Genomic DNA, 22191 nt, shown 5'->3' on the forward strand with positions numbered 1-22191 from the left:
TCGAGGAATAATTAAGTCCCTGGTTTTTTGTGCAGTTTTTGGTTCCAAAATCGCCTTTGACTGTATATACTCACAGCATAACTGTATATACACCCAGGGGGCGGAATGAAAGCATTAACGACCAGGCAGCAAGAGGTGTTTGATCTCATTCGGGATCATATCGGCCAGACGGGTATGCCACCCACGCGTGCGGAAATCGCGCAGCGTCTGGGCTTCCGTTCTCCGAATGCTGCCGAGGAACACCTGAAAGCGCTGGCGCGTAAGGGTGTGATTGAGATTGTGTCAGGCGCGTCGCGTGGTATTCGCCTGCTGGTGGAAGAAGAGACGGGCATTCCGCTGATAGGCCGCGTTGCTGCAGGTGAACCGCTGCTGGCACAACAGCATATTGAAGGTCACTACCAGGTCGATCCTGGCATGTTCAAACCGAGCGCTGATTTCCTGCTGCGCGTCAGCGGGATGTCCATGAAAGACATCGGTATCCTGGACGGCGATCTGCTGGCCGTTCACAAAACGCAGGATGTACGTAACGGCCAGGTGGTGGTCGCGCGTATTGATGACGAAGTGACCGTTAAGCGTTTGAAAAAACAGGGTAACACCGTTCAGCTGCTGCCCGAAAACAGCGAATTCACTCCGATTGTGGTCGATCTCCGCGAACAGAGCTTCTCTATTGAAGGTTTGGCTGTTGGCGTGATTCGTAACGGCGAATGGCTGTAATCTCTTCCTGACAGGCTACGCTTCCGCTGTAGCCTGCTTCATTTACCCTTGCCGGTATCTCTCATGTTACTGCTGACGGCATCTGATAAGGCATTGTGGCGTCTTGCCCTGCCGATGATTTTTTCCAATATCACCGTGCCCTTGCTGGGTCTGGTCGACACGGCCGTTATTGGCCATCTCGATTCCCCTGTTTATCTTGGCGGCGTGGCGATTGGCGCAACCGCAACCAGCTTCCTGTTTATGCTGCTGCTCTTTTTGCGGATGAGCACTACCGGGCTCACGGCACAGGCGTATGGTGCAAAAGACCCGTTACGTCTGGCGCGCGCGCTGGTGCAGCCGCTGATCCTGGCGCTTGGCGCGGGGGCGCTCATTGTTTTACTGCGCACGCCCCTGATAGACCTTGCGCTCCATGTTGTTGGCGGCAGCGAGGCGGTACTGGAGCAGGCGCGTCGCTTCCTGGAAATCCGCTGGCTCAGCGCGCCTGCCTCGCTGGCGAATCTCGTTCTGCTGGGGTGGCTACTGGGCGTGCAGTACGCCCGTGCGCCCGTAATTTTACTGGTCGTGGGAAACCTGCTTAACATTGCGCTCGATCTCTGGCTGGTGATAGGCCTGCATATGGACGTGCGCGGGGCGGCACTGGCGACGGCAATTGCCGAATACGGAACCTTATTCATTGGGCTGTGGATGGTCTGGCGCGTACTGGTCCTGCGCGGGATATCCCTCGTAATGCTGAAAACCGCATGGCGCGGCAATATCCGTAAACTGCTGGCGCTCAACCGTGACATCATGCTGCGCTCGCTTCTGCTACAGCTCTGTTTTGGCGCGTTGACGGTTTTTGGTGCCCGCCTTGGGCCTGAGATTGTCGCGGTGAATGCGGTCCTGATGACATTGCTGACGTTTACCGCCTACGCGCTGGACGGTTTCGCCTACGCCGTTGAGGCGCATTCAGGGCAGGCGTACGGTGCGCGTGAAAGTGGCCAGCTTCGTGAAGTATGGCGCGCGGCATGCCGTCAGTCGGGCCTGGTCGCGCTGGCATTCGCACTGATTTACGCCTGCTTTGGTCGCGACATTATTGCATTACTCACTTCGATCCCGTCTTTACGCGGACTTGCGGGCCACTACATCGTCTGGCAGGTGATCTTGCCGGTGGTAGGTGTCTGGTGTTATCTGCTGGACGGCATGTTTATCGGTGCGACGCGCGGGGCGGAAATGCGTAACAGTATGGCGGTCGCGGCGGCGGGGTTTGGTCTGACGCTGCTGACGCTTCCCTGGCTGGGTAATCACGGTTTGTGGCTGGCGCTTGCGGTCTTTCTCTCCCTGCGCGGCCTGTCGCTTGCGTTTATCTGGCACCGTCACTGGCAAAATAATACCTGGCTTCCTTCCCGTCACGATATATCGTGACGGTTAAAGATTCCGAATATGAAATCAACTGCCGAATCCTTAACTACAATAATTATCACGTCCAGCAGAAAAGAACGTAACGGACGTTACGACCCGACGCTTAACTAAGAGGACACGATGATGAATAAAGACGAAATCGGCGGCAACTGGAAGCAGTTCAAAGGTAAAGCGAAAGAACAGTGGGGTAAGCTGACTGATGACGATATGACCGTCATTGAAGGTAAACGCGATCAGCTTGTCGGTAAAATTCAGGAACGTTACGGCTACGCGAAAGATCAGGCGGAAAATGAAGTCAAAGACTGGGAAACCCGTAACGACTACCGCTGGTAACGCTGAATAACCCACACAGGCGGCTCTAAGCCGCCTTTTCTTTTGCCCTTAACGCGGCTTTTTCTTCACCAGGATTGAGTGGTCGTGCTGACACGCATCCTGATGCCGACAGGCTTCCACCTCAACGCATGCTGAACACAACCCGTGTGCTTCAATCACGTTATGACGCAGGGCAAAACCCATTTTTGCCGCCAGCGTATGCATAATATCCTCTACGCCCTCCGCTCCCTCTTCTTTCACCACGCCGCAACGATCGCAGATAAACATGGCCGATGTATGCGTTGGCTGATCGAAAAGATGGCACAGGACATAGCTGTTTGTGGATTCGACCTTATGCACAAACCCTTGTTCCAGCAGGAAATCCAGCGCGCGATACACCGTCGGCGGTTTAGCCTGCGGCTCGCTTTCGCGGAGCAGGTCGAGGAGGTCATATGCGCTGATGGCACCCTGCTGCAGGCTCATCAGACGCAGGACTTCAAGGCGCTGCGGGGTCAGGCGCACATTGCGTTGCGCGCACAGCTTTTCGGCCTGCGCTAACAGCTCTTTTGTGGACTTATCCATATAGCACCTCGGATGTTCTGGGACGTAAAACCCTCACTTTACCATGTTCTGGCAAAAACACCGATATCCGCCAGGCTGTGCTATACCTGACGCATCGCAAACCGGGAATACCACCATGAAAAAACCAGACTGTATCAAGCACTGGCGCGACGTAGAAGGGCCCGATGACGCCACCTACCCCGACAGTAACGAGCTTTTTTCCATCGGATCGCCGCTGGCGCGCAGCCTCGGCCTCAGGCGCATCGGCATTCACCATGAGCGTTTACCGCCGGGGCGTCGGACATCCTATCCCCATGCGGAAAGTGACGAAGAAGAGTTTATCTATGTACTTGAAGGTTATCCCGAAGCCTGGATTAATGGCTATTTGTGGAAACTAGAACCAGGAGACAGCGTGGGCTTTCCTGCCGGAACCGGCGTCTGCCATACCTTTATCAACAACACGGAAGAAGAGGTGCGGTTGCTGGTTGTGGGGGAAGCCAACAAGAAGCACAACCGCATCTACTATCCGCTCAACCCGGTCTATGCCGCCACGCGAGAGGACCGCTGGGTGGACCATCCACCGCAGTTTTTCGGGCCGCATGATGGAAAACCTGGGAAAAAATAATTTCCTCTTCTATAAATATTGAGGGCCGTCACAAATTACAACAGGCCGTAAGGAAGTTTTACTTAGGGAATGAATTAGCGGGTCTTTTTATCTTTATTCACAGCAATAGTTCGCGCCTGTTTGGGGGATAACAGACAGGGGTTATTTCATAACAGACTATAAGACGAGCATACTGTGAAAAAACATTTTAAATTTTCGGTGGTTAGCATCGCTGTCTCCTTGTTTATGGCAAATCAGGCGGGAGCAGCCAATACCTGGACAGAATCACGAAGCGACGCCATGGGCGGCACCGGCGTTGCTTCGGGCAATTATGGTAGCGGGGCGTTAATTAACCCAGCGCTGCTGGCAAAGGCAAAACCGGACGATGACGTGACGGTCATTTTACCGTCCGTTGGGGTGCAGGTAACGGATGAGGACAATCTTCAGGATGAGATTGATACCATCAACGACAAAATCAATCACTATAAGGATGTGGTTGATAACCTTACGCCAATTCAGGTCATCACTAATCCTTTAGGCTCAATCAACCAGTTCCAGGGCGCGGCCAAAGATCTGGCCGATGAGCTGGACTATCTTAAGGGCAAAACCGCTCGCGCGACGGCAGGAGCAGGCCTCGCCGTGAGTATCCCTAACGATGTGCTTTCCGTGGCCTTTATGGCGAAAGGCTATGCCCATGGCCGGGTAAGTTCGTCTATCGACCAGCAGGATATTGAATATCTGCGCGGTATTCAACGCAGCAATGTGGTGGCTGCCGGCGTTGCTCTGGACGCTGCACTGAGGGGCACGGACCAGATTACCAAAAACCTTAACTCAACGGCGTCTGGCCGGGCGGCAATTGTCTCCGACTACGGTATTGCCGTAGCGCGTCAGTTTGACCTCGGCGGCGTTCCGGTTTCCGTGGGCGTGACGCCAAAACTGCAGAAAACCTGGGTCTACAACTACACCACCTCAATCTACGATTACGACAGTAATAAGTGGAACGACAGCCGCTACCGCACGGACGACACGGGCTTCAACGTCGATGCCGGTATTGCCGCTGACTTAGGCGAACATTGGACGGTCGGCGTGAGTGGGCAAAACCTGATGTCGCGCGATATCGACACCAAAGATGTCCGCATTAGCAACGGGCGTACGGGGGAAGTGGTGAGCTATAAAGACACCTACCAGATTCGTCCGCTGGTGACCGCGGGCGCCGCCTGGCACAACGATCTGGTGACCCTGACCGCCGATGGCGATCTGACCGAAACCAAAGGCTTTAAGAGCGAAGATACGTCGCAGTATGTTGGGGTCGGCGCTGAAGTAACTCCGCTCAGCTGGCTGGCGGTGCGTGCCGGTTATCGTGCGGATATGAAAGGGAACGACAGCAACGTCTTTACCGGTGGTGTCGGTTTCGCGCCGTTTAATACCGTGCATGTTGACCTGATGGGCCTGTACGGTGAAGACGAAACCTGGGGCGCGGGGGCTCAGCTGAGCATGACGTTCTAAAGTACACCGGAGGCGCTGCGCCTCCGGCTTTTCTTTGTGCTATAGTAGCGCCCCTTTTCCACCAGATGCTTAAAACTTCGCCATGTCGTCAGAACACCAGACCGCTTTTCCTGCACACCGTTTCTCCATTGCGCCAATGCTCGACTGGACGGACAGACACTGCCGCTACTTCCTGCGCCAGCTCTCCCGCCATACGCTGCTGTATACCGAAATGGTGACCACGGGCGCAATTATTCACGGGAAGGGCGACTACCTGGCATACAGTGAAGAAGAGCATCCGGTTGCGCTGCAGCTGGGGGGTAGCGATCCGGCCGCGCTGGCGCACTGTGCGAAGCTGGCGGAAGAACGCGGCTACGATGAGATCAACCTCAACGTCGGTTGCCCTTCCGACCGCGTGCAGAACGGCATGTTCGGCGCCTGTCTGATGGGTAACGCCCAACTGGTGGCGGACTGCATCAAAGCGATGCGCGATGTGGTCTCCATTCCGGTGACGGTCAAAACCCGTATCGGCATTGACGACCAGGACAGCTACGAATTCCTGTGCGATTTCATCAACACGGTTTCAGGGAAAGGCGAGTGTGAGATGTTTATCATCCACGCCCGTAAAGCCTGGCTCTCGGGTCTGAGCCCGAAAGAAAATCGTGAGATCCCGCCGCTGGACTACCCGCGCGTGTATCAACTGAAGCGTGATTTTCCCCACCTGACGATGTCGATCAACGGCGGTATCAGGTCGCTGGACGAGGCGAAGGCGCACCTTGAGCATATGGATGGCGTGATGGTCGGGCGCGAGGCGTATCAGAATCCGGGCATTCTGGCGACGGTTGACCGTGAGATCTTTGGCGTTGCAGGCGCAGAAGCCGATCCGGTTGCGGTCGTGCGCGCCATGTACCCCTACATTGAGCGTGAGCTGAGCAGCGGCACGTATCTTGGCCACATCACCCGCCATATGCTTGGCCTGTTCCAGGGGATTCCGGGCGCGCGCCAGTGGCGTCGTTACCTCAGCGAGAACGCACATAAAGCCGGTGCCGATATTGAAGTGCTGGAACATGCGCTGCGACTGGTGGCTGATAAGCGATAATTTTCGCTAAAAGATCGTCAAATTCACCACGCCCTGCGAATTCTCGCGGGGCGTTTTTCTTTAAGAACAATACGTTAGCTTTGGCATGATTCTTGTAATGGTTACAGCATCATTCGGGAACTCGTGGGAGAGCACCATGCTGGAATTACTTTTTGTTATTGGCTTTTTCGTCATGCTGTTAGCCACAGGCGTGTCGCTACTCGGCATTTTCGCGGCGATTGTTGTGGCGACGGTGGTCATGTTCATTGGCGGATTATTTGCCCTGACGATCAAACTGCTGCCATGGCTGCTTTTGGCTATCGCGGTGGTGTGGGTAATACGGGCGATTAAAGCGCCAAAACTGCCGACTTATCAGCGCAATAACCGCTTCCGTTACTAAGGTATTGAGGGGTTCGTCACATACTTGTAACTTTTCCGGCAGCATGGCTTAGAACAGAATAGGATTTACTTATCGAATCTGTCACTATGACTGCCGCTACAGAATTCATCGAGCTGTACCCTACATACAGCCGAACTAAAAAAAGAAAGGGCTTCCCACGGGAAGCCCAATTTCTTTTCTGGGGTCAGGGGATTAGCAAACTTGAACCCTGCGTCGCCCGGCTCTCCAGCACCTCATGCGCACGCTGCGCATCGGTTAGCGGGTATTTTTGCGCATCCGCCACATCCACCTTAATCACGCCGCTGGCGATCAGCGAAAACAGCTCGTTGCTGGCTTCCTCCAGTTCTTCCCGGTTGGTGATGTAACCCTGCAAAGAAGGGCGCGTCACGTACAGAGATCCTTTCTGGTTCAGAATGCCCAGATTAACGCCGGTTACAGCGCCTGAGGCGTTACCGAAGCTCACCATCAGCCCGCGACGCTGCAGGCAGTCCAGCGACGCCTCCCAGGTATCTTTCCCTACCGAGTCATACACTACGCGTACTTTTTTGCCGCCAGTGATCTCTTTTAGTCGCTCGACGATGCTCTCTTCCCGGTAGTTGATCACCTGCCACGCGCCCGCGTCCAGCGCCCGCTGCGCTTTTTGCGCGCTGCCCACGGTGCCGATAAGCTTCGCGCCTAGCGCTTTCGCCCACTGGCAGGCAATCAGCCCCACGCCGCCCGCAGCGGCATGGAACAGGAACTGTTCATCGGGCTTAATTTCGTAGGTTTTGCGCAGCAGGTAATAGACCGTCAGCCCTTTCAGGAACGAGGCGGCCGCCTGCTCAAAGGAGATGGCGTTCGGCAGCAGGGCGGCTTTTTCCGCCGGGACGTTGTGGACGGAGCTATAAGCGCCCAGGGCAGACTGCGCGTACACCACGCGGTCGCCTTCTTTGATGTGCTTAACGGCACTGCCCACTTTGCTGACAATGCCAGCCGCTTCAGTACCCAGGCCGCTCGGCATTGACGGAGGCGGGTAGAGACCGCCGCGAATATAGGTATCAATGTAGTTAATGCCAATCGCTTTGTTTTCAACCTGGATTTCATTTTCGCCAGGCGCAGCGGGAGTAAACTCCACCGCTTTCAGCACTTCAGGACCGCCGTGTTTCTGGAACTCAATGCGCGTTGCCATGCTCCCTCCGTCAAAAAAATATGGTAATCTTTCGACCCACTCTTTATCTCGGTAACTCCATTCACTATGGCAGGAAACAAACCCTTCAACAAACAGACTGAACCTCGCGAGCGTGATTTCCAGGTCGCAGGGTTAAAAGTCCCGCCGCACTCGATTGAAGCGGAACAGTCGGTGTTGGGCGGTTTAATGCTGGATAACGAACGCTGGGATGACGTGGCCGAGCGCGTGGTGTCTGAAGATTTCTATACCCGACCGCACCGCCATATCTTTACCGAAATGGCACGCCTGCAGGAATCGGGCAGCCCGATTGACCTGATTACGCTCGCGGAATCACTGGAGCGTCAGGGCCAGCTGGACAGCGTCGGCGGCTTTGCCTACCTTGCAGAATTATCAAAAAATACGCCTAGTGCGGCGAACATCAGCGCTTACGCGGATATTGTGCGCGAACGTGCCGTTGTTCGCGAGATGATCTCGGTGGCGAACGAGATTGCCGAAGCCGGTTTTGATCCTCAGGGCCGCACCAGTGAAGACCTGCTCGACCTTGCCGAGTCCCGCGTCTTCAAAATCGCCGAAAGCCGCGCCAATAAAGACGAAGGCCCGAAAAATATCGCCGACGTGCTCGACGCCACCGTGGCGCGTATCGAGCAGCTGTTCCAGCAGCCGCACGACGGCGTGACCGGCGTGAACACCGGTTATGACGATCTGAACAAGAAAACCGCTGGTCTGCAGCCGTCGGATTTGATTATCGTCGCCGCGCGTCCGTCGATGGGTAAAACGACATTTGCGATGAACCTCGTCGAAAATGCGGCGATGTTGCAGGATAAGCCCGTTCTTATCTTTAGTCTGGAGATGCCCTCCGAGCAGATCATGATGCGTTCTCTGGCGTCGCTGTCGCGCGTGGATCAGACCCGCATCCGTACCGGTCAGCTCGACGATGAGGACTGGGCGCGCATCTCCGGCACCATGGGCATTCTGCTGGAAAAACGGAACATCTACATCGATGACTCCTCCGGCCTGACGCCGACGGAAGTGCGCTCCCGCGCGCGCCGTATTGCCCGTGAGCACGGCGGCATCGGCCTTATCATGATCGACTACCTTCAGCTGATGCGCGTGCCGTCGCTCTCCGACAACCGTACGCTGGAAATTGCAGAGATTTCCCGCTCGCTCAAGGCGTTAGCAAAAGAGCTGCACGTACCGGTGGTGGCGCTCTCCCAGCTTAACCGCTCCCTGGAACAACGCGCCGACAAGCGCCCGGTCAACTCCGACCTGCGTGAATCCGGCTCCATCGAGCAGGATGCTGACTTAATCATGTTCATTTACCGTGATGAGGTTTATCACGAGAACAGCGACCTGAAAGGGATCGCCGAAATTATTATTGGTAAGCAACGTAACGGCCCAATCGGTACGGTGCGTCTGACCTTTAACGGCCAGTGGTCGCGTTTCGACAACTATGCCGGACCTCAATATGATGATGAGTAATTTCTAAGGAATTCAAATGCAAGCGGCAACTGTTGTTATTAACCGCCGCGCTCTGCGACACAACCTGCAACGTCTGCGTGAACTGGCACCCGCCAGCAAGCTCGTTGCAGTCGTGAAAGCGAACGCTTACGGACACGGTCTTCTGGAGACCGCGCGAACGCTCCCCGATGCCGACGCCTTTGGCGTCGCCCGTCTCGAAGAAGCTCTCCGCCTGCGCGCAGGCGGCATTACTCAACCGATTCTGCTCCTCGAAGGCTTTTTTGAAGCCACAGATCTGCCAACCATCGCTGACCAGCATCTGCATACGGCGGTACACAACGAAGAACAGCTGGCCGCGCTGGAAACCGCCGAGCTGAGCGAGCCGGTAACCGTCTGGATGAAGCTCGATACGGGCATGCACCGTCTGGGCGTGCGTCCGGAAAGCGCGGAAGCGTTTTATCAGCGCCTGTGCCAGTGCAAAAACGTGCGCCAGCCGGTGAATATCGTCAGCCATTTTGCCCGTGCTGATGAGCCCGAGTGCGGGGCAACCGAGCAGCAGCTCGATATCTTCAACACCTTTTGCGAAGGCAAGCCGGGGATGCGCTCCATTGCGGCCTCCGGCGGGATCCTGCTGTGGCCGCAGTCGCACTTTGACTGGGCGCGTCCGGGCATCATTCTTTATGGCGTTTCGCCGCTGGAGAACAAACCCTGGGGGCCGGACTTTGGCTTTAAGCCAGTTATGTCGCTGGTTTCAAAGCTGATTGCCGTGCGTGAGCACAAAGCGGGAGAGCCGGTGGGTTATGGCGGTACCTGGACCAGCGAGCGCGACACGCGTCTTGGCGTGGTGGCGATGGGGTACGGCGACGGTTACCCGCGCGCGGCACCAACGGGTACGCCGGTGCTGGTCAACGGTCGTGAAGTGAAGATTGTCGGCCGCGTGGCGATGGACATGATTTGCGTTGATCTGGGGCCCGACGCGCAGGATAAAGCAGGCGATGATGCGTTGATGTGGGGCGAAGGTCTGCCCGTTGAACGCATTGCCGAAATTACGAAAGTAAGTGCTTACGAACTTATCACGCGCCTGACCTCACGAGTGGCGATGAAGTACGTGGATTGACCCTGCAAAAAAGGGTGGTTCCTCGGGAACCACCCTCACTTTTATGGGCGCAGCAGCATCACAAAGGTTCCGGCAATAATGGGTTGCCCGTTCGCTCTGTTAATCACCCGCACAGCGTGTTGCCCCTGATGCTCGACAACATCAATATCCAGATTTGCATAGTGCTCAACGTGAACCTGGTTGATGTCCGGAGAAGGGATCACGTGCACAAACCCCGTGCTTGTCCGGTAAATCACTGTCGCATGCCCGACGCCGATAATCATAGCGCTATAATCAGCCAGATAGTGCTGTGCCTCTTGCTCCAGCGCCTGACGATTAACATAATCTCCCAGCATTGAAGGCGTAATGATTCGGCATCCTGCACCTTTCAGATCGGTACGAGCCAGGTTGCGATTAACATCATCTTCATTCGGCGCCTGCGCCGCCAGGCCGGGAAGATGGTGGGCAACCTGAAGGGCATCCCACTGGTTTTCGAGAATATCGTTACGGGAATAGGTGCCGAAATTAGCCAGGACCATCTGCAGGCAATTCGGGAAACACGAATTCTGGAAAACCATATTTTTGTAATTAAAACCATATTGATTTAACCACGGCATATCTTTCTCCTTTGTTAATTGTGTTTACAGCACAGAAATAATAATCAGCAGGGTGATGGATGAATATATGCCCTGTGGTAAATGCTATTTTTCGTAGAAAATGATGCAGAACATTATTTGTGAATTGTACTCATGCTTCATCGTGATTTTAGTCATGCTGTATATGATGTTTACCCTATGGCAAATGATGTTTTATAAGATCTCAATTAGCGCTCATACTCATTTTCGGAATATGTTGATATTCATAACCTAAAAGAATAGTACTCAGATGAGGTTAAATTGAGATGAATATATTGATGATCGATGAATCACCGATCTACATTCATGGTATGAAAAATGAACTGAAGCGAGTCATGCCTGAATGTACTTTTTCTGCTACCAACAGCTACGAAGATGCAAAAGAAGTCCTCAAGTCAACGCCTGTTTCGATTGTACTGCTTGATGGCGATATGGACTATTCTGGGTTCAGTGATGAACTCGAACTGGAATGGCCGACGGTTCCGATAGTGATGATGTTCCGTAAAACGTGCGAGCGCAATGTTAACCTTTATCAGCATCATAATATACGAGGCGTTGTAACAAAATCACTTTCCGCTGAAAAAATAATGCAGGTTATCCATGTGGTATTATCGGGTGTTATCTGTATTCCTGAGCAGGTCATTATGCAGGGCGGCTCGTCAACAGTGAATTCGCCGGTTCTCATGCTCAGCCAGCGCCAGAAAGAAGTATTAACTTTACTGGCAAATGGCGGAACAAATAAACAAATTGGTAGAGAGTTGAATATTAGTGCAGGTACCGTTAAGGTCCACCTGGAATCAATATTCCATCGGCTACAGGTGAATAATCGCACACAGGCGGCAAGGTTGTATTTTAAGTACATTGATAAATAAATTATTCTTGTTGTTTCATTCTGGTCTGAAATCTTCAACTTAAATAAATGCGTGACAACGATGATGTTTGTCACGCATTTTTTGTGCGTCGCTTATTTTGATAAAAAGAAACGAACAATGATCATTAAGGTACCCGCATCCTGAAGAAACCAGAAAGGGACGCTGGCGCTTAAATTATCATGCCCTGTCAGTAAGCTTTCAATATTTAACCCACTCTGCGCAAAGAGCCCGAAGGCAATAGCAGCAAATCCTGTCTTATAGAGAGCAGGTTGTTTTTTGATTCTTTTACTGTAAGCGCAAAAGAGGATCACAAAAGAAATGATAAGATCCAGCATGATTGTGATGAATAACATCCACCAGTCCGTTACGCTGTTCATGTTAATCCTCTTTATCCGTATTGATCAGGGATGAGTCCGGGAGTGTCTCATTACGCACTCTTTTCTTGATGACGGAGGCAACATCAAAAATATCCTGCTGTTCATGGCGGCGGAAAAAATTAGCCAGCCAGACAATAAGACCATTGCTCATCGCCCCCAAAATATAACCTAACCCCAGGGTGATGTCCGGCTGGTTTAAATCAATCTTTAACCATCTTGCTGCAAGGCCACCTAACGCTACGGCGGCCCCCATACTGATTCCACCAAAGATGATGCCCGCAATGAACTTGCTGTGCTGATGTAAGCGCTGCGGTTGCTAGAAAAAAGAGATACTTACACCACCGAATAATCCTGCAAGGGCCAGGAGTGACGCGCTAATTAATGCCGGAGGAATGGAAGCATGCATATTTATTTCCTCATTGATAACAAGACCCTCAAAGGAGGGTCTTGTGTTCAGTACAAGCCTGGCCGCGAAGCCTATTTGCCATAATTGACAAGTGCCTGGCCGACCCCGTTTATGAAGTTTTGCTGCTTATAGCTTTGTAGCGTAATGTTATCAACCAGATCATTCGGGATAATAATTTCCATATCGTTACTGTCTTCATTGTTATAACATTTGAAGTAGAAACGATAGCGGGCCAACGTGGGCATTAATAAATCGCTATCCGCAACAGGAATTTCCATTCTGCGCAGCGCTTCTTTAAGCTCTTTTAATAATGCAGGTTTGTCTTGCGTTGGGGATTTAAACCTTTCATCGTGACAGATAATAATACGAGCGGGGGTATTAATGTTCACGATATTCAGGTAGGCCGTCCCATTCCCCTGCTTGTCTGTGCAATCCGGCATATAGCCGAGCGTCAGGGTTTCCGTACTGCCAACATAAAACCCAGACCACTCCTCAGCATTTTTTGTTTCTTTACGATATTTCGTTGGATCCCACTCTTTTGCTTTAAATTTGCAGGCCTTAAAGCCGAGCACGCCTGCAGGAAGGCATTCTGTTTTCAGCTCCATCATGCTTCTCCGCTGTTAACGTATGGATTATTGGCAGGAATTCACTTCCACTAAGTGCTGATATTTATCGGTAGTGATATAGCGCTGTGGCCCGGAAAGGGTATAGATCAGTCGTTTGGGACTCCGGTATCCTTTAAAAACATCTATATCGGCACTTAGCCAGGATTGCGCTGAGGGGAGTTTCGGGCTGATATAGTTATCCCCGCCGATCCATTTGTTATTGGTAGGTTTTAGACCCCACAGTGTTTCTGTTTCACTACCCGACCAGCCCAGGCGCTTCGCTTCATTACTGGTGATATATCGCGCCGGCAGGTGCCCGGTTTGTGTCAGGCTGCGCAATGTTTTTGCCAGGTCATCCACATCGTTTATTCGGGCGGCACCCTGCTGAGAAAGGAAGGTGTTAACGTCCTTAATCTCGTTTTCGCAGGTGGGCAACGCTGCACTGGCCTGCATAACGGTCAGCAATGATGCAAAGAAAACGACTTTTTTAAATGTCACAGATAACGTCATGTTAACCTCCAGATTTAACTAAGAAATAATTTCATTTCGGCGTCGCGACGACGCGTCAGACCAGCCAGCACTTTACCGCCCGCCTTATTCCAGCTTTTGAACTGCAGTGCGGCGCCCTGGATATCGCCCGCGTTGAATTTTTTGAGCAGCGTTGATTTTTTTAAATTGCCAACGCCGAGGTTAAAGGCGAATGAGACCAGCGCGTCGAATTGCGACTGCGTTGCTGGCTGGTTCAGCAGCTTTTTCACGCCACCTTCCGTGCGTTTCAGATCTTTGCGAAGCAGATCTTTCGCTTCACCGGTAGTGATTTTGGTGAGCTTTTCCATCTCCTCTTTGAGGATTAAATGGCCATAGCCGATGGTCCACAATCCCACGGCATCGCGATAGCGTTCCAGCTTCAGCCCTTCAAACTGGCAAATAAGCTGAATGCCTTTTTCACCTGTACGTTCTGGTTGTTTTTGCATTACGGCGTCTCCTCTGTTTTCGGGCGGGGAATCACTTTGTTGGTGTACTCATCAATCAAACGCATGACGCTTTCCGGTGGCGCAAGCGCGGTAAATTGCATCTCCACATCCACGTGGCGGCTGTCACGCCCACCTTTGTTATCGCTTGAAGGCGAAAGGGTGACGTGAAAGCGGCCAAATTCGTTTTCACCGGACTGGCGGGAAGGTGCCTGCATACCCTCCGTGCGGATGGTCAGGTTGACCTTCATCTTTTCCAGCATCAGCCCGCGTGGTGTTGAAAGCGCGACTAAGGGCAGGTCAAAATAGTGTTTCTCATCAAGCGCCAGCTGCACGGTGCGCGGAATCAATGACCCGTCTTCAGCGGGTTCAAAAAAGGGATCCAGCGCTTTCATATACTGCTGAGCAATCAGTTCGTTGGCCGCAGTAGCCGCGTATTGCATCCCGCGCGTGATATCTTCCAGCGAGATCGGCATGCCGGGGATATCCGCCGGCGGCGGGGGCGTATTGTCCTGCACCGGCGGTGACGTTCCTTCCGCCTTGTTTTCCGGCTCTTCATCCTTGCCGCCGCGCAGCCATGTTTTAAAAGACATAATTCGCTCCTGAAAAAGGGCCACCCCAGGCAGCCCCTGCGTTACGGAATCGCACTTCTGTCGCGGCGTGAACGTTATTGCGCGGCGACAGGTTTGGTCTTGGCGTTGGTCAGATAATCAATGACGCGCTGCAGAGCCTCAGGTGGCTCCTGGCGTTTAATCTGCGTATGGATGGAGTATTTCGCGCGGGTATCCGTTGAACGGGTCTGCTCAGATTTATGCGAGACTTTGCCGGTCATTTTCGCTTTAAAGACGCCCCAGCCGACCGATGCCTCCACGGAGGCTTCCGCTTCGGTGCTGCTTGAGCTGGCCTCGCTTTGGCTCACTTCCAGCTCAAAGTCGATGGTGCCGTCTTCGATACAGATGATAGGGTGGGTGACCGCCGCAAGAAGGGGAATACTCATCTTGCGGGTCACGCTGCCTTTATTGACCCCCTGTTCGTCTACCACGGTTTCGTCGTAGTCGAACTCGATCGCGACGGCTTTGCCGTCTTTAATACAGACGGAGAGCAGGAAATCGGTATAGGCCTTGCTCGCCTGAACCTGTGCTTTGATCATCGCCTGCAGCGGACCGCCGATCATATGCTCCAGCGGCAGGGCGTTAATGACTGAACCAATAAATTGTGAATCCATGATGTGAACTCCTTGAATCAGTGAATGCGCGGTTGCGCAGGAGTCACATTACGGAAAGCCGGAGGGTGAAAATATTGGGTAAATGTCATGGCGAGCAGGTGCAAAAAACCTATGCCGATCGCAGGATAATCTTAAGGGGTGGTGTTGCGTGATGTTCCGGTTTATTGTTGAAATTCCTGCCTCATCGAATTCCGGAGAACCATCGCGTGTTTCAGAAAGTTGACGCCTATGCCGGCGACCCTATTCTCTCCTTAATGGAGCGTTTCAAAGACGATCCTCGCAGCGACAAAGTGAACCTCAGCATTGGCCTGTATTACAACGAGGATGGCATCATTCCTCAATTAAAAGCCGTGGCCGAAGCCGAAGCGCGCCTTAACGCTGTCCCGCACGGTGCTTCTCTTTATCTGCCGATGGAAGGGCTAAACACCTACCGCAACACCATCGCACCGCTGTTATTTGGTGCCGATCATGCAGTACTTGCGCAAAAACGCGTGGCGACCATCCAGACGCTGGGCGGCTCGGGTGCGCTGAAGGTGGGGGCTGACTTCCTGAAAAAGTACTTCCCGGATTCCGGCGTATGGGTCAGCGACCCGACGTGGGAAAACCACGTTGCGATTTTCGAGGGTGCAGGCTTCAGGGTTGAAACCTATCCGTGGTTCGACAGCGAAACTAACGGCGTGCGCGTCGAAGCGCTGCTGGAAAAACTGAACACGCTCCCGGCGCGCAGCATCGTATTGCTGCACCCGTGCTGCCATAACCCGACCGGTGCGGACCTCACCCATGCCCAGTGGGATGCGGTGATCGAGGTGCTGAAGGCCCGTAACCTGATCCCGTTCCTCGACATCGCCTATCAGGGCTTTGGCGCGGGCATGGAAGACGATGCTTACGCCATCCGCGCCGTTGCCAGCGCCGGGCTGCCAGCGCTGGTCAGCAACTCCTTCTCGAAAATCTTCTCACTGTACGGCGAGCGCGTTGGCGGTCTGTCCGTGGTATGTGAGGATGCCGAAGCGGCAGGTCGCGTGCTTGGCCAGCTTAAGGCGACAGTGCGCCGTATCTACTCCAGCCCGCCAAACTTTGGTGCGCAGGTGGTGGCGACGGTACTCGGTGACGAACAGCTGAAAGCGTCCTGGCTTGCCGAAGTGGAAGCGATGCGTAAGCGCATTCTTTCTATGCGTCAGGAGCTGGTGAACGTGCTGAAAGAGGCCGTGCCGGGACATAACTTCGACTATCTGCTCAAGCAGCGCGGAATGTTCAGCTATACCGGACTGAGCGCGGCACAGGTCAATCGTCTGCGCGAAGAGTTCGGCGTCTACCTGATCGCAAGCGGGCGTATGTGCGTAGCGGGCCTGAATGCCAGCAACGTTCAGCGCGTGGCGCAGGCGTTTGCTGCAGTAATGTAAGTACTTACTTACCCTACCTCTCCCCGTGGGAGAGGGCCGGGGTGAGGGCATCAGGCCGCACAAACAGGATGCCCGGCATTATGTGATCGTCTTCTTTTTATTCAGCTTGATAAGTAAAAACTCCTTTCCTTCCCCTCCCGCCGGGGTTATGGTCGGATAGTTTTTTGACCATTCACTCAAAATAAAACGATAACAAACTGAATATTCAGGGGAAAATATGCGCAAGATCACACTGGCGCTCAGCGCCGCCTGCTTATTGTTCTCGCTTAACGATGCCGTCGTTGCGCGAGCTTCCGCACCGACGCCGCTTTACACCGGCACCACTGCCGCCATCCTTGCCGAGCAGGCACCTATTCACTGGGTCTCTGTGGCACAAATCGAAAACAGCCTGATGGGCCGTCCGCCAATGGCCGTGGGCTTCGACATTGACGATACCGTGTTGTTCTCAAGCCCTGGTTTCTGGCGCGGTAAGAAAACGTACTCCCCGGACAGCGAAGCGTATCTGAAGAACCCGGAGTTCTGGGAAAAAATGAATAACGGCTGGGATGAGTTCAGCATTCCGAAAGAGGTAGCCCGCGCGCTGATCGCCATGCACGTTAAGCGCGGCGACAGCATTTATTTCGTCACCGGGCGTAGCCAGACCAAAACCGAAACCGTCTCTAAAACGCTGCAGGACGATTTCCAGATCCCGGCGACCAGCATGAATCCGGTGATTTTTGCGGGTGACAAAGAAGGGCAAAACACCAAAACCCAGTGGCTGGAACAGAAAAATATCAAAGTGTTCTACGGTGATTCGGATAACGACATCACTGCCGCACAGGATGTGGGCGTCAGAGGGATCAGGGTATTACGCGCCTCTAACTCGACCTATCGACCGCTGCCAATGGCCGGAAAATTTGGCGAAGAGGTGATCGTTAACTCCGAGTATTAGTTCATGAACGGCGGCTTTGATTCTTTTTTGATCAAATCCGCCGCTGCGGGTTTTACCTTTCGCCTTCTTGCTGCACACTTAGAAAGATTCATCTTTCAGAACGGAGCAGCTCATGTGGTATCAACAGACCCTGACCTTAAGCGCGAAACCGCGCGGATTTCACCTGGTGACGGACGAAGTCGTCGGGCAACTCCGCGACCTGTCGCGCGTCAAAACGGGTTTGCTGCATCTGCTGCTTCAGCATACATCGGCTTCTCTCACGCTTAATGAAAATTGCGATCCCACCGTCCGGTCTGATATGGAACACCATTTCCTGAAGACGGTTCCGGACAATGCCCCCTACGAGCACGATTATGAAGGGGCAGATGATATGCCTTCACATATCAAATCTTCTCTGCTGGGCGTATCGCTGATGCTGCCGGTTCATAACGGGCGGCTAATGCTGGGAACGTGGCAAGGGATCTGGCTGGGAGAACATCGCATTCACGGTGGTTCGCGTAAAATTATCGCAACGCTACAAGGGGAATAAAGATGACAATTTCGGAGCTACTTCAGTACTGCATGAGCAAACCTGGCGCGGAGCAGAGCGTCCATAGCGACTGGAAAGCCACGCAGATTAAAGTGGGAGACGTACTGTTTGCGATGGTAAAAGAGGTGGAGGGGCGCCCGGCGGCGTCGCTGAAAACCAGCCCGGAACTGGCGGATCTGTTACGTCAGCAGCATGATGATGTGAGGCCGAGCAAGCACCTCAATAAGGCGCACTGGAGCACCGTTTATCTGGATGGTTCGCTGCCAGGCTCGCAAATTTACTATCTGGTGGATGCATCTTATAAGCAGGCGGTAGAGCTGCTGCCGGAAGCAACCCGACAGCAACTCTCCGTGTAACGATTACAGCAACGGTTTAAGGAAGCGCGCGGTGTGCGAGGCTTCGCACTCTGCAACGGTCTCTGGCGTACCGGAGACGAGGATTTCACCGCCGCCGCTGCCGCCTTCCGGGCCGAGATCGACAATCCAGTCCGCGGTTTTAATCACGTCCAGGTTATGTTCGATGACTACAATCGTGTTGCCCTGATCGCGCAGCTGGTGCAGGACGTCGAGCAGCTGCTGGATATCCGCAAAGTGCAGGCCGGTGGTCGGCTCATCCAGAATATAGAGCGTCTGGCCGGTTCCGCGTTTGGATAGCTCACGCGCCAGCTTCACGCGCTGTGCTTCACCGCCGGACAGCGTTGTCGCTGACTGCCCCAGACGAATATAGGTCAGACCCACGTCCATCAGCGTTTGTAGCTTACGCGCCAGCGCAGGGACGGCGTCAAAGAACTCGCGCGCCTCTTCGATGGTCATGTCCAGCACTTCGTGGATGGTCTTGCCTTTGTACTTGATCTCCAGCGTTTCGCGGTTATAGCGCTTGCCTTTGCACTGGTCGCACGGCACGTAGATATCCGGCAGGAAGTGCATCTCAACCTTGATCACGCCATCGCCCTGGCACGCTTCACAGCGGCCACCGCGCACGTTAAAGCTGAAACGTCCTGGCGTATACCCGCGCGAACGCGCTTCCGGTACGCCGGCGAACAGTTCACGCACGGGCGTAAAGACGCCAGTATAGGTCGCCGGGTTAGAGCGCGGCGTACGGCCAATCGGACTCTGGTCGATGTCGATAACCTTATCGAAATGTTCCAGCCCCTGAATGTCGCGGTACGGCGCAGGTTCAGCCAGCGTCGCGCCGTTCAGCGCCGTCTGCGCAATCGGGAACAGCGTATCGTTGATCAGCGTCGATTTACCGGAACCAGACACGCCGGTGATGCAGGTAAACAGGCCAACCGGCAACGTCAGGGTGACGTCCTTCAGGTTGTTGCCGCGCGCGCCGGTCAGCTTCAGCACTTTTTCTGGATCTGCCGCTACCCGCTGTTTCGGCACTTCAATTTTGCGCTTGCCGCTCATGTACTGGCCGGTCAGCGATTCAGGCACCGCCATGATGTCTTTTAACGTCCCTTCTGCGACCACCTGGCCGCCGTGTACGCCCGCGCCAGGACCGATGTCGATCACGTGGTCAGCCGCGCGGATCGCATCTTCGTCGTGCTCAACCACGATCACCGTGTTGCCGAGATTGCGCAGGTGAACCAGCGTCCCGAGCAGGCGTTCGTTATCGCGCTGGTGCAGGCCGATAGAGGGTTCATCCAGCACGTACATCACGCCGACCAGGCCGGCACCAATCTGGCTCGCCAGACGGATACGCTGGGCTTCACCGCCGGAGAGCGTTTCCGCCGAGCGGGAAAGCGTCAGGTAGTTCAGGCCGACGTTCACCAGAAACTTCAGGCGGTCACCGATCTCTTTCAGCACTTTTTCGGCGATTTTTGCGCGCTGGCCGGAAAGCTTCAGGTTGTTGAAGAAGTCCATCGCGTGGCCGATGCTCATGTCTGAGATGGTCGGCAGCGCCGTGTTTTCAACAAACACGTGACGCGCTTCACGGCGCAGACGCGTGCCCTCACAGGTGGCGCAGGAACGGTTGCTGATGAACTTCGCCAGCTCTTCGCGCACCGCGCTGGATTCGGTCTCTTTGTAGCGGCGCTCCATATTGTGCAGCACCCCTTCGAACGGGTGGCGACGCACGGAGGTATCGCCGCGATCGTTCATGTACTTGAACTCGATGTTCTCTTTGCCGGAACCGAACAGGATCACTTTGTGCACGTTCGGGCTCAGGCTCGCCCACGGCGCTTCAACGTCGAACTTGTAGTGCTCCGCCAGCGATTTCAGCATCTGGAAGTAGTAGAAGTTACGCTTGTCCCAGCCGCGAATGGCCCCGCCCGCGAGCGACAGTTCCGGGTTCTGGATCACGCGGTCCGGGTCGAAATACTGCTGTACGCCCAGGCCATCACACGTCGGGCACGCGCCCGCCGGGTTGTTGAATGAGAACAGGCGCGGTTCCAGCTCGCGCATGCTGTAGCCGCAAATCGGGCAGGCGAAGTTGGCGGAGAAGAGCAGCTCTTCCGCTTTCGGGTCATCCATGTCGGAGACCACGGCCGTGCCGCCGGAGAGTTCCAGCGCGGTTTCAAAAGATTCCGCCAGACGCGTAGCGAGATCGTCACGTACCTTAAAGCGGTCAATCACCACTTCGATGGTGTGCTTCTTCTGCAGCTCAAGCTTTGGCGGATCCGACAGGTCACACACTTCACCATCGATACGGGCGCGGATATAGCCCTGGCTTGCCAGGTTCTCCAGCGTTTTGGTGTGCTCGCCTTTACGCTCTTTGATGATCGGCGCGAGCAGCATCAGGCGCTTGCCTTCCGGCTGCGACAGCACGTTATCCACCATCTGGCTCACGGTCTGGGCCGCCAGCGGGACGTCGTGGTCCGGGCAGCGCGGCTCGCCCACGCGCGCATACAGCAGACGCAGGTAGTCGTGAATTTCGGTAATCGTACCGACCGTGGAGCGCGGGTTATGCGAGGTAGACTTCTGCTCAATAGAGATAGCAGGGGATAACCCTTCAATGTGGTCGACATCCGGTTTTTCCATCAGCGACAGGAATTGACGCGCGTACGCAGAGAGTGATTCAACGTAACGACGCTGTCCTTCGGCATACAAAGTGTCGAAAGCCAGTGAGGATTTGCCAGACCCCGAAAGCCCGGTCACGACGATGAGTTTGTCGCGAGGGATTATGAGGTTGATATTCTTGAGATTGTGGGTGCGGGCGCCCCGAACTTCGATCTTATCCATTCACCTTTCCCGGTTGGAACACGGATTGCCTGGTTTGTTTGAAGGACAAACGGCTGTCAGAAACGGCTAATTATGACACAATTTAACCTGTTTGAATATACAGTATTGGAATGCATTTTCTGATTCACTGTGTAACAATGTCGAGTTCGCGGGAGAACTCTGGAACGTGCTACGCAACTATCAAAGTGCAGCATGGAAATGGTACACTCGCGCGTTTACACTATTAAGAAACGTATTCAGGAGACACGAACATGGCCAGCAGAGGCGTAAACAAGGTGATTCTCGTCGGTAATCTGGGCCAGGACCCGGAAGTACGCTACATGCCGAGTGGTGGCGCAGTTGCCAACATTACGCTGGCTACTTCCGAATCCTGGCGTGATAAAGCGACCGGTGAGATGAAAGAGCAGACCGAATGGCACCGCGTTGTGCTGTTTGGCAAACTGGCCGAAGTGGCCGGTGAGTATCTGCGTAAAGGTTCTCAGGTCTATATCGAAGGCCAGCTGCGTACCCGCAAATGGACCGATCAATCCGGTCAGGAAAAATACACCACGGAAGTGGTGGTGAACGTGGGCGGCACCATGCAGATGCTGGGTGGCCGTCAGGGCGGTGGCGCACCGGCTGGCGGTGGTCAGAACCAGCAGCAGGGTGGTTGGGGTCAGCCTCAGCAGCCGCAGGGCGGCAACCAGTTCAGCGGCGGCGCGCAGTCTCGTCCACAGCAGCAGTCTGCTCCGGCGCCGTCTAACGAACCGCCAATGGACTTCGACGACGACATTCCATTCTGATC

Annotated in this window: 26 protein-coding genes; 15 read left to right on the plus strand and 11 right to left on the minus strand. The window is 54.3% G+C overall.

Annotated features, from left to right (window positions below):
- Nucleotides 1-105: 105 nt before the first annotated feature.
- From lexA to D5066_RS16565, 3 genes are all read left to right on the plus strand, one after another.
- Nucleotides 106-714, plus strand: a complete 609-nt coding sequence (lexA, locus tag D5066_RS16555; protein ID WP_008503366.1) for a transcriptional repressor LexA — start codon at nt 106-108, stop codon at nt 712-714.
- A gap of 63 nt (nt 715-777) precedes the next feature.
- Entirely contained in the window at nt 778-2115 is a 1338-nt protein-coding gene (dinF, locus tag D5066_RS16560) for an MATE family efflux transporter DinF (protein ID WP_119916555.1), read from the plus strand.
- Nucleotides 2116-2235: 120 nt separating this feature from the next.
- The gene (locus D5066_RS16565; RefSeq protein ID WP_014882139.1) at nt 2236-2445 is read left to right on the plus strand and encodes a CsbD family protein; all 210 of its coding nucleotides are present in this window, start codon (nt 2236-2238) and stop codon (nt 2443-2445) included.
- 48 nt (nt 2446-2493) lie between these two features.
- Here D5066_RS16565 and zur read toward each other — a convergent pair whose 3' ends face one another.
- The gene (gene zur / locus D5066_RS16570) at nt 2494-3006 is read right to left on the minus strand and encodes a zinc uptake transcriptional repressor Zur (protein WP_025757832.1); all 513 of its coding nucleotides are present in this window, start codon (nt 3004-3006) and stop codon (nt 2494-2496) included.
- A gap of 115 nt (nt 3007-3121) precedes the next feature.
- On the opposite strand from zur, the gene D5066_RS16575 reads away from it, so the two are divergent.
- From D5066_RS16575 to pspG, 4 genes are all read left to right on the plus strand, one after another.
- On the plus strand, nt 3122-3610 hold the full coding sequence (locus tag D5066_RS16575; RefSeq protein ID WP_045260944.1) for a cupin domain-containing protein: 489 nt from the start codon (nt 3122-3124) through the stop codon (nt 3608-3610).
- Between the two features lie 225 nt (nt 3611-3835).
- A complete protein-coding gene (locus D5066_RS16580) occupies nt 3836-5095 on the plus strand; it encodes a conjugal transfer protein TraF (protein WP_419179121.1) in 1260 nt (419 codons plus the stop codon).
- Nucleotides 5096-5177: 82 nt separating this feature from the next.
- Nucleotides 5178-6173 (plus strand): tRNA dihydrouridine(20/20a) synthase DusA, encoded by a 996-nt coding sequence (gene dusA, locus D5066_RS16585; protein ID WP_119916557.1) that lies wholly within the window; start codon nt 5178-5180, stop codon nt 6171-6173.
- Nucleotides 6174-6309: 136 nt separating this feature from the next.
- On the plus strand, nt 6310-6552 hold the full coding sequence (gene pspG / locus D5066_RS16590; protein WP_080329961.1) for an envelope stress response protein PspG: 243 nt from the start codon (nt 6310-6312) through the stop codon (nt 6550-6552).
- Between the two features lie 184 nt (nt 6553-6736).
- On the opposite strand, the gene D5066_RS16595 is transcribed toward pspG, so the two are convergent.
- Nucleotides 6737-7720: a quinone oxidoreductase gene (locus D5066_RS16595; protein WP_080329962.1), complete on the minus strand. Its 984-nt coding sequence runs from the start codon at nt 7718-7720 to the stop codon at nt 6737-6739.
- 66 nt (nt 7721-7786) lie between these two features.
- Here D5066_RS16595 and dnaB point away from each other — a divergent pair, with 66 nt between their 5' ends.
- Together dnaB and alr are read left to right on the plus strand one after the other, a co-directional pair.
- Entirely contained in the window at nt 7787-9199 is a 1413-nt protein-coding gene (gene dnaB, locus D5066_RS16600) for a replicative DNA helicase (RefSeq protein ID WP_008503375.1), read from the plus strand.
- A gap of 16 nt (nt 9200-9215) precedes the next feature.
- Nucleotides 9216-10295 carry an alanine racemase gene (gene alr / locus D5066_RS16605; RefSeq protein ID WP_119916558.1) on the plus strand — a complete coding sequence of 360 codons (1080 nt, stop codon included), beginning with the start codon at nt 9216-9218 and terminating at the stop codon, nt 10293-10295.
- Between the two features lie 41 nt (nt 10296-10336).
- Here alr and D5066_RS16610 read toward each other — a convergent pair whose 3' ends face one another.
- On the minus strand, nt 10337-10891 hold the full coding sequence (locus D5066_RS16610) for a hypothetical protein (RefSeq protein ID WP_080329964.1): 555 nt from the start codon (nt 10889-10891) through the stop codon (nt 10337-10339).
- A 296-nt stretch (nt 10892-11187) separates the two neighbouring features.
- On the opposite strand from D5066_RS16610, the gene D5066_RS16615 reads away from it, so the two are divergent.
- Nucleotides 11188-11781 carry a helix-turn-helix transcriptional regulator gene (locus D5066_RS16615; RefSeq protein ID WP_244288148.1) on the plus strand — a complete coding sequence of 198 codons (594 nt, stop codon included), beginning with the start codon at nt 11188-11190 and terminating at the stop codon, nt 11779-11781.
- Nucleotides 11782-11873: 92 nt separating this feature from the next.
- Here the strand turns inward: D5066_RS16615 and D5066_RS16620 are convergent, their stop codons facing one another.
- The 7 genes from D5066_RS16620 to D5066_RS16650 all read right to left on the minus strand — a co-directional run bounded on the left by D5066_RS16620 (nt 11874) and on the right by D5066_RS16650 (nt 15365).
- Nucleotides 11874-12158 carry a hypothetical protein gene (locus D5066_RS16620; RefSeq protein WP_119916560.1) on the minus strand — a complete coding sequence of 95 codons (285 nt, stop codon included), beginning with the start codon at nt 12156-12158 and terminating at the stop codon, nt 11874-11876.
- 1 nt (nt 12159) lies between these two features.
- Nucleotides 12160-12411, minus strand: a complete 252-nt coding sequence (locus tag D5066_RS23135) for a hypothetical protein (RefSeq protein ID WP_244288149.1) — start codon at nt 12409-12411, stop codon at nt 12160-12162.
- 224 nt (nt 12412-12635) lie between these two features.
- The gene (locus D5066_RS16630) at nt 12636-13172 is read right to left on the minus strand and encodes a hypothetical protein (protein ID WP_133300916.1); all 537 of its coding nucleotides are present in this window, start codon (nt 13170-13172) and stop codon (nt 12636-12638) included.
- Between the two features lie 24 nt (nt 13173-13196).
- Nucleotides 13197-13679, minus strand: a complete 483-nt coding sequence (locus D5066_RS16635; RefSeq protein WP_080329969.1) for a ribonuclease domain-containing protein — start codon at nt 13677-13679, stop codon at nt 13197-13199.
- A gap of 14 nt (nt 13680-13693) precedes the next feature.
- On the minus strand, nt 13694-14143 hold the full coding sequence (locus tag D5066_RS16640) for a lysozyme (protein WP_119916562.1): 450 nt from the start codon (nt 14141-14143) through the stop codon (nt 13694-13696).
- A complete protein-coding gene (locus D5066_RS16645; RefSeq protein WP_119916563.1) occupies nt 14143-14733 on the minus strand; it encodes a DUF2589 domain-containing protein in 591 nt (196 codons plus the stop codon). The genes D5066_RS16640 and D5066_RS16645 overlap by 1 nt, the downstream gene beginning before the upstream one ends.
- Before the next feature lie 74 nt (nt 14734-14807).
- Entirely contained in the window at nt 14808-15365 is a 558-nt protein-coding gene (locus D5066_RS16650) for a DUF2589 domain-containing protein (protein ID WP_023334176.1), read from the minus strand.
- A 206-nt stretch (nt 15366-15571) separates the two neighbouring features.
- Here D5066_RS16650 and tyrB point away from each other — a divergent pair, with 206 nt between their 5' ends.
- The 4 genes from tyrB (at nt 15572) to D5066_RS16670 (ending at nt 18581) form a co-directional block, all read left to right on the plus strand.
- A complete protein-coding gene (gene tyrB / locus D5066_RS16655) occupies nt 15572-16765 on the plus strand; it encodes an aromatic amino acid transaminase (RefSeq protein ID WP_119916564.1) in 1194 nt (397 codons plus the stop codon).
- 217 nt (nt 16766-16982) lie between these two features.
- Nucleotides 16983-17696: an acid phosphatase AphA gene (gene aphA / locus D5066_RS16660; RefSeq protein ID WP_119916565.1), complete on the plus strand. Its 714-nt coding sequence runs from the start codon at nt 16983-16985 to the stop codon at nt 17694-17696.
- Nucleotides 17697-17808: 112 nt separating this feature from the next.
- Nucleotides 17809-18225: a secondary thiamine-phosphate synthase enzyme YjbQ gene (locus D5066_RS16665; RefSeq protein ID WP_119916566.1), complete on the plus strand. Its 417-nt coding sequence runs from the start codon at nt 17809-17811 to the stop codon at nt 18223-18225.
- Between the two features lie 2 nt (nt 18226-18227).
- Complete coding sequence (locus tag D5066_RS16670) at nt 18228-18581, plus strand: MmcQ/YjbR family DNA-binding protein (protein WP_014882150.1); 354 nt, start codon at nt 18228-18230, stop codon at nt 18579-18581.
- 3 nt (nt 18582-18584) lie between these two features.
- Here D5066_RS16670 and uvrA read toward each other — a convergent pair whose 3' ends face one another.
- The gene (gene uvrA / locus D5066_RS16675; RefSeq protein ID WP_045328845.1) at nt 18585-21407 is read right to left on the minus strand and encodes an excinuclease ABC subunit UvrA; all 2823 of its coding nucleotides are present in this window, start codon (nt 21405-21407) and stop codon (nt 18585-18587) included.
- A gap of 251 nt (nt 21408-21658) precedes the next feature.
- On the opposite strand from uvrA, the gene ssb1 reads away from it, so the two are divergent.
- Nucleotides 21659-22189 (plus strand): single-stranded DNA-binding protein SSB1, encoded by a 531-nt coding sequence (gene ssb1, locus D5066_RS16685; RefSeq protein ID WP_006810470.1) that lies wholly within the window; start codon nt 21659-21661, stop codon nt 22187-22189.
- Nucleotides 22190-22191: the final 2 nt, after the last annotated feature.

The sequence above is a fragment of the Enterobacter chuandaensis genome (assembly GCF_003594915.1).
GTDB lineage: Bacteria > Pseudomonadota > Gammaproteobacteria > Enterobacterales > Enterobacteriaceae > Enterobacter > Enterobacter chuandaensis.

Excerpts from the sequence above, each read along its gene's own strand:
- lexA (WP_008503366.1), top strand. The coding sequence starts at position 106 with ATGAAAGCATTAACGACCAGGCAGCAAGAGGTGTTTGATCTCATTCGG.
- dinF (WP_119916555.1), top strand. The coding sequence starts at position 778 with ATGTTACTGCTGACGGCATCTGATAAGGCATTGTGGCGTCTTGCCCTG.
- D5066_RS16565 (WP_014882139.1), top strand. The coding sequence starts at position 2,236 with ATGAATAAAGACGAAATCGGCGGCAACTGGAAGCAGTTCAAAGGTAAA.
- zur (WP_025757832.1), bottom strand. The coding sequence starts at position 3,006 with ATGGATAAGTCCACAAAAGAGCTGTTAGCGCAGGCCGAAAAGCTGTGC.
- D5066_RS16575 (WP_045260944.1), top strand. The coding sequence starts at position 3,122 with ATGAAAAAACCAGACTGTATCAAGCACTGGCGCGACGTAGAAGGGCCC.
- D5066_RS16580 (WP_419179121.1), top strand. The coding sequence starts at position 3,836 with ATGGCAAATCAGGCGGGAGCAGCCAATACCTGGACAGAATCACGAAGC.
- dusA (WP_119916557.1), top strand. The coding sequence starts at position 5,178 with ATGTCGTCAGAACACCAGACCGCTTTTCCTGCACACCGTTTCTCCATT.
- pspG (WP_080329961.1), top strand. The coding sequence starts at position 6,310 with ATGCTGGAATTACTTTTTGTTATTGGCTTTTTCGTCATGCTGTTAGCC.
- D5066_RS16595 (WP_080329962.1), bottom strand. The coding sequence starts at position 7,720 with ATGGCAACGCGCATTGAGTTCCAGAAACACGGCGGTCCTGAAGTGCTG.
- dnaB (WP_008503375.1), top strand. The coding sequence starts at position 7,787 with ATGGCAGGAAACAAACCCTTCAACAAACAGACTGAACCTCGCGAGCGT.
- alr (WP_119916558.1), top strand. The coding sequence starts at position 9,216 with ATGCAAGCGGCAACTGTTGTTATTAACCGCCGCGCTCTGCGACACAAC.
- D5066_RS16610 (WP_080329964.1), bottom strand. The coding sequence starts at position 10,891 with ATGCCGTGGTTAAATCAATATGGTTTTAATTACAAAAATATGGTTTTC.
- D5066_RS16615 (WP_244288148.1), top strand. The coding sequence starts at position 11,188 with ATGATCGATGAATCACCGATCTACATTCATGGTATGAAAAATGAACTG.
- D5066_RS16620 (WP_119916560.1), bottom strand. The coding sequence starts at position 12,158 with ATGAACAGCGTAACGGACTGGTGGATGTTATTCATCACAATCATGCTG.
- D5066_RS23135 (WP_244288149.1), bottom strand. The coding sequence starts at position 12,411 with ATGGGGGCCGCCGTAGCGTTAGGTGGCCTTGCAGCAAGATGGTTAAAG.
- D5066_RS16630 (WP_133300916.1), bottom strand. The coding sequence starts at position 13,172 with ATGATGGAGCTGAAAACAGAATGCCTTCCTGCAGGCGTGCTCGGCTTT.
- D5066_RS16635 (WP_080329969.1), bottom strand. The coding sequence starts at position 13,679 with ATGACGTTATCTGTGACATTTAAAAAAGTCGTTTTCTTTGCATCATTG.
- D5066_RS16640 (WP_119916562.1), bottom strand. The coding sequence starts at position 14,143 with ATGCAAAAACAACCAGAACGTACAGGTGAAAAAGGCATTCAGCTTATT.
- D5066_RS16645 (WP_119916563.1), bottom strand. The coding sequence starts at position 14,733 with ATGTCTTTTAAAACATGGCTGCGCGGCGGCAAGGATGAAGAGCCGGAA.
- D5066_RS16650 (WP_023334176.1), bottom strand. The coding sequence starts at position 15,365 with ATGGATTCACAATTTATTGGTTCAGTCATTAACGCCCTGCCGCTGGAG.
- aphA (WP_119916565.1), top strand. The coding sequence starts at position 16,983 with ATGCGCAAGATCACACTGGCGCTCAGCGCCGCCTGCTTATTGTTCTCG.
- D5066_RS16665 (WP_119916566.1), top strand. The coding sequence starts at position 17,809 with ATGTGGTATCAACAGACCCTGACCTTAAGCGCGAAACCGCGCGGATTT.
- D5066_RS16670 (WP_014882150.1), top strand. The coding sequence starts at position 18,228 with ATGACAATTTCGGAGCTACTTCAGTACTGCATGAGCAAACCTGGCGCG.
- uvrA (WP_045328845.1), bottom strand. The coding sequence starts at position 21,407 with ATGGATAAGATCGAAGTTCGGGGCGCCCGCACCCACAATCTCAAGAAT.
- ssb1 (WP_006810470.1), top strand. The coding sequence starts at position 21,659 with ATGGCCAGCAGAGGCGTAAACAAGGTGATTCTCGTCGGTAATCTGGGC.